Annotated in this window: 2 tRNA genes and 3 rRNA genes; all 5 read right to left on the bottom strand. The window is 52.2% G+C overall.

Going from position 1 to position 6,124, the window contains the following annotated elements:
• Nucleotides 1-50: 50 nt before the first annotated feature.
• Nucleotides 51-163, bottom strand: a 5S ribosomal RNA gene (gene rrf / locus HV701_RS26410).
• A 200-nt stretch (nucleotides 164-363) separates the two neighbouring features.
• Nucleotides 364-3,244 (bottom strand): 23S ribosomal RNA (locus tag HV701_RS26405).
• A gap of 288 nt (nucleotides 3,245-3,532) precedes the next feature.
• A tRNA-Ala gene (locus tag HV701_RS26400) sits at nucleotides 3,533-3,608 on the bottom strand.
• A 31-nt stretch (nucleotides 3,609-3,639) separates the two neighbouring features.
• Nucleotides 3,640-3,716, bottom strand: a tRNA-Ile gene (locus tag HV701_RS26395).
• A 130-nt stretch (nucleotides 3,717-3,846) separates the two neighbouring features.
• Nucleotides 3,847-5,377: ribosomal RNA gene (locus tag HV701_RS26390) — 16S ribosomal RNA — on the bottom strand.
• Together the 16S, 23S and 5S rRNA genes with 2 tRNA genes alongside form the textbook arrangement of a ribosomal RNA operon.
• Nucleotides 5,378-6,124 lie beyond the last annotated feature (747 nt).

The following is a 6,124-nucleotide window of genomic DNA, read 5'->3' as shown; positions in this document are numbered from 1 at the left end:
CAAAAACAAAACCCCACAGGCGCGAGCCTATGGGGTTTTGAGCAATAAAAGCCTGACGATGACCTACTTTCACAGACGTCCGTCCACTATCATCGGCGCAAAGGCGTTTCACTGTCCTGTTCGGGATGGGAAGGAGTGGTACCACCTTGCTATGGTCGTCAGGCGTAACGGGTTGAGAGGCTGTCCTTGGGGACAACCGCTCCAATCTTGGAAGAAGCGCAACGTGTGGTGATCAGAGCGGTGCTCGACGATCACGCACAGATGGGTGTAATTGGTGTTGGCTGGCTGCTGACGGGGCAGCCAGATTTTGTATTGAACGACACTTGGAACGCTACATCACCAGGTCATAACCATCAGTGTTATAGGATCAAGCCTCACGAGCAATTAGTATCGGTTAGCTTAACGCATTACTGCGCTTCCACACCCGACCTATCAACGTCCTGGTCTCGAACGACTCTTTAGGGGGATCAAGTCCCCGGGATACCTAATCTTCAGACGAGTTTCCCGCTTAGATGCCTTCAGCGGTTATCTCTTCCGTACTTAGCTACCCGGCAATGCCATTGGCATGACAACCGGTACACCAGAGGTACGTCCACTCCGGTCCTCTCGTACTAGGAGCAGGCTCCGTCAAGTATCCAACGCCCACGGCAGATAGGGACCAAACTGTCTCACGACGTTTTAAACCCAGCTCACGTACCTCTTTAAATGGCGAACAGCCATACCCTTGGGACCGGCTACAGCCCCAGGATGAGATGAGCCGACATCGAGGTGCCAAACACCGCCGTCGATATGAACTCTTGGGCGGTATCAGCCTGTTATCCCCAGAGTACCTTTTATCCGTTGAGCGATGGCCCTTCCATTCAGAACCACCGGATCACTATGTCCTGCTTTCGCACCTGTTCGACTTGTCAGTCTCACAGTCAAGCACGCTTATGCCATTGCACTATCAGCACGATTTCCGACCGTACCTAGCGTACCTTCGAACTCCTCCGTTACACTTTGGGAGGAGACCGCCCCAGTCAAACTGCCCACCATGCACTGTCCCCGATCCGGATAACGGACCAAGGTTAGAACCGCAAACAAACCAGGGTGGTATTTCAAGGATGGCTCCACGTGATCTAGCGACCACGCTTCAAAGCCTCCCACCTATCCTACACAGGCCGGTTCACAGATCAATGCAAAGCTACAGTAAAGGTTCATGGGGTCTTTCCGTCTAGCCGCGGGTAGATTGCATCATCACAAACACTTCAACTTCGCTGAGTCTCAGGAGGAGACAGTGTGGCCATCGTTACGCCATTCGTGCAGGTCGGAACTTACCCGACAAGGAATTTCGCTACCTTAGGACCGTTATAGTTACGGCCGCCGTTTACCGGGGCTTCGATCAAGAGCTTGCACCCCATCACTTAACCTTCCGGCACCGGGCAGGCGTCACACCCTATACGTCGACTTTCGTCTTTGCAGAGTGCTGTGTTTTTAATAAACAGTCGCAGCCACCGATTCTCTGCGACCCCATCATGCTAAGCGCGCAGGCGCTTCACACTACCGGGGTATACCTTCTCCCGAAGTTACGGTATCAATTTGCCGAGTTCCTTCTCCTGAGTTCTCTCAAGCGCCTTGGAATATTCATCCCGTCCACCTGTGTCGGTTTGCGGTACGGTCTCGTACAGCTGAAGCTTAGAGGCTTTTCTTGGAACCACTTCCAATCACTTCGCAAGCTATGCTCGCTCGTGCCGTACCCTTGATTTACGCGCCCGGATTTGCCTAAGCGCCATCTTCGATACGTCAACAGGGACATCCAACACCCTGATGATCTTCCGCGATCCGTCCCCCCATCGCACTGTACGACGGTGCTGGAATATTAACCAGCTTCCCATCAGCTACGCATCTCTGCCTCGCCTTAGGGGCCGACTCACCCTGCGCCGATGAACGTTGCGCAGGAAACCTTGGACTTACGGCGAGGGGGCTTTTCACCCCCTTTATCGCTACTCATGTCAGCATTCGCACTTCTGATACCTCCAGCAGCCTTTACAAGCCACCTTCGCAGGCTTACAGAACGCTCTCCTACCGCGTGCACAAAGTGCACACCCGCAGCTTCGGTTTATCGCTTAGCCCCGTTACATCTTCCGCGCAGGACGACTCGATCAGTGAGCTATTACGCTTTCTTTAAAGGATGGCTGCTTCTAAGCCAACCTCCTGACTGTCTATGCCTTCCCACTTCGTTTCCCACTTAGCGATAATTCGGGACCTTAGCTGGCGGTCTGGGTTGTTTCCCTCTTGAGTCCGGACGTTAGCACCCGGTGCTCTGTCTCCCAAGCTGTACTTGCGGGTATTCGGAGTTTGCCATAGTTTGGTAAGTCGCCATGACCCCCTAGCTATAACAGTGCTCTACCCCCCGCAGTAATACTTGAGGCACTACCTAAATAGTTTTCGGAGAGAACCAGCTATTTCCAGATTTGTTTAGCCTTTCACCCCTATCCACAGCTCATCCCCTAATTTTTCAACATTAGTGGGTTCGGTCCTCCAGCACGTGTTACCGTGCCTTCAACCTGGCCATGGATAGATCATCTGGTTTCGGGTCTACACCCAGCGACTGAATCGCCCTATTCGGACTCGCTTTCGCTACGGCTTCCCTATTCGGTTAACCTTGCCACTGAATGTAAGTCGCTGACCCATTATACAAAAGGTACGCAGTCACCCCACAAGGAGGCTCCTACTGTTTGTATGCATACGGTTTCAGGATCTATTTCACTCCCCTTCCGGGGTTCTTTTCGCCTTTCCCTCACGGTACTGGTTCACTATCGGTCGATCACGAGTATTTAGCCTTGGAGGATGGTCCCCCCATCTTCAAACAGGATTTCACGTGTCCCGCCCTACTTTTCTTACGCTTAGTTCCACACACAAAATTTCGTCTACAGGGCTATCACCTGCTACGGCCGGACTTTCCATTCCGTTCGACTATCTTGCATGCTAAAACGTAAAGGCTCTTCCGATTTCGCTCGCCACTACTTTCGGAATCTCGGTTGATTTCTTTTCCTCGAGCTACTGAGATGTTTCAGTTCACCCGGTTCGCCTCCACTGACCTATGTATTCAGTCAGGGATACTGCTTGCGCAGTGGGTTTCCCCATTCGGATATCTGCGGATCAAAGCTTGTTTGCCAGCTCCCCGCAGCTTTTCGCAGGCTACTACGTCCTTCATCGCCTGTGATCGCCAAGGCATCCACCATATGCACTTAGTCGCTTGATCCTATAACGCTGTAGGCTATAGGACCTGAGTATTAGCGTTTGTGCCGTTCATAAGTTTCAAAGCAGTCTGAGGTTATTCACCCCAGTCTTGAGAACTTGGAACAAAATTAATGCAATCACAACCCGTACCCATCTTCATCAGCAACGCTGACTACTTGATGAGCACATTTCGTTGTGCTTCTTCCAGATTGTTAAAGAACGAATATAGCTGTTGGGTAAAACCCAACTCATAGCGCTGCTCGCAGCGTTATGAGTTAGCCTCTACATCACCACCAGGCGATCAAGATCTTGGTGGAGGTGAACGGGATCGAACCGATGACATCCTGCTTGCAAAGCAGGCGCTCTCCCAGCTGAGCTACACCCCCATATCCACGACATCTCATGCCCGCGAATACTTGGTGGGTCTGGTTGGATTCGAACCAACGACCCCCGCCTTATCAAGACGGTGCTCTAACCGACTGAGCTACAGACCCAAAACCTTCTCGGATCAGTAGTCAGAAGTCATGGACACAGGGAGGAGTCCCTCTACCCAAGCCCACAACCGATCCCAGCTATATCAAACAACCGATAAGAGTGGACGCTTAACACGAGCACTAAGCTCTGAAAGGAGGTGATCCAGCCGCACCTTCCGATACGGCTACCTTGTTACGACTTCACCCCAGTCATGAATCCTACCGTGGTAATCGCCCCCCTTGCGGTTAGGCTAACTACTTCTGGTAAAACCCACTCCCATGGTGTGACGGGCGGTGTGTACAAGACCCGGGAACGTATTCACCGCGACATGCTGATCCGCGATTACTAGCGATTCCGACTTCACGCAGTCGAGTTGCAGACTGCGATCCGGACTACGATCGGGTTTCTGGGATTGGCTCCCCCTCGCGGGTTGGCGACCCTCTGTCCCGACCATTGTATGACGTGTGAAGCCCTACCCATAAGGGCCATGAGGACTTGACGTCATCCCCACCTTCCTCCGGTTTGTCACCGGCAGTCTCATTAGAGTGCCCTTTCGTAGCAACTAATGACAAGGGTTGCGCTCGTTGCGGGACTTAACCCAACATCTCACGACACGAGCTGACGACAGCCATGCAGCACCTGTGTTCCAGTTCTCTTGCGAGCACTGCCAAATCTCTTCGGCATTCCAGACATGTCAAGGGTAGGTAAGGTTTTTCGCGTTGCATCGAATTAATCCACATCATCCACCGCTTGTGCGGGTCCCCGTCAATTCCTTTGAGTTTTAATCTTGCGACCGTACTCCCCAGGCGGTCAACTTCACGCGTTAGCTGCGCTACCAAGGTCCGAAGACCCCAACAGCTAGTTGACATCGTTTAGGGCGTGGACTACCAGGGTATCTAATCCTGTTTGCTCCCCACGCTTTCGTGCATGAGCGTCAGTGTTATCCCAGGAGGCTGCCTTCGCCATCGGTGTTCCTCCGCATATCTACGCATTTCACTGCTACACGCGGAATTCCACCTCCCTCTGACACACTCTAGCCCGGTAGTTAAAAATGCAGTTCCAAAGTTAAGCTCTGGGATTTCACATCTTTCTTTCCGAACCGCCTGCGCACGCTTTACGCCCAGTAATTCCGATTAACGCTTGCACCCTACGTATTACCGCGGCTGCTGGCACGTAGTTAGCCGGTGCTTATTCTGCAGGTACCGTCAGTTCCGCGGGGTATTAACCCGCGACGTTTCTTTCCTGCCAAAAGTGCTTTACAACCCGAAGGCCTTCATCGCACACGCGGGATGGCTGGATCAGGGTTTCCCCCATTGTCCAAAATTCCCCACTGCTGCCTCCCGTAGGAGTCTGGGCCGTGTCTCAGTCCCAGTGTGGCTGGTCGTCCTCTCAAACCAGCTACGGATCGTCGCCTTGGTGAGCCGTTACCCCACCAACTAGCTAATCCGATATCGGCCGCTCCAATAGTGCAAGGTCTTGCGATCCCCTGCTTTCCCCCGTAGGGCGTATGCGGTATTAGCTACGCTTTCGCGTAGTTATCCCCCGCTACTGGGCACGTTCCGATACATTACTCACCCGTTCGCCACTCGCCACCAGACCGAAGTCCGTGCTGCCGTTCGACTTGCATGTGTAAGGCATCCCGCTAGCGTTCAATCTGAGCCAGGATCAAACTCTTCAGTTTAATCTCTGTATTTGTTTCGTATTTCTTAGTTCCGAAGAACCGAGTCATACGTCGCTACTCAAAGGAAGTGAGGTATGTTCTTAAACTTGACGTCTAAGGTACTTCACTTCTAGTGAGCACTTGATTTCATTGTGCTTGTGACCAGGGTTTAAAACCTGACCACTGTGCACTCGCATCAAGCGCCCACACTTATCGGTTGTTTAATTGTTAAAGAGCGGTACTGCTAAATTCTGTACTACTTACTGCATCTTCTGCTTTCCTCGGCGATTTCGCTTTCGCGTCGATCGCTGTGTCAGCAGCAGAGAAACGAGATTATGAAGAAGTTTTTATCGTTTGTCAAGTCAGCGTCACTTACTTCATTTCGCTGCCTTGCCTACGACCCCCTCAGGTCTCACCCGGCTAACGCCAGGCTTTTCTCTTTAGCAGCTATCGAAATATCAGGGTTATCCCTAAGTTTTCGGTAACTGCCAAGCCTGAAACTATAACACAACTTTTGCAGATTATGCAACCGGCTTCTGCCTGACTTGCACCCTTTCCTGCAACCCTGCCAGCCAGTGAATCACTCCACCTTCAGCAGCCCCAGATCGCTCCAGAGGTTGGTTACCGCCCAGTCGACTTGTAACGCTGCTCAGACCACCCTACCGGGTAAACCCTGATTCGCCGTCACCAGCCAAGCCCAAGACTATAGCACAATTTTTGCAGATCGTGCAACTGGCTTCTGCCTGATTTGCACCGACTTACGCAAAA

The organism is Achromobacter pulmonis (assembly GCF_902859765.1).
In the GTDB taxonomy this organism is placed as follows: domain Bacteria; phylum Pseudomonadota; class Gammaproteobacteria; order Burkholderiales; family Burkholderiaceae_B; genus Achromobacter; species Achromobacter pulmonis.
Note: the sequence above shows the minus strand (reverse complement) of the source record. Positions and strands in the feature narration are given on the sequence as shown.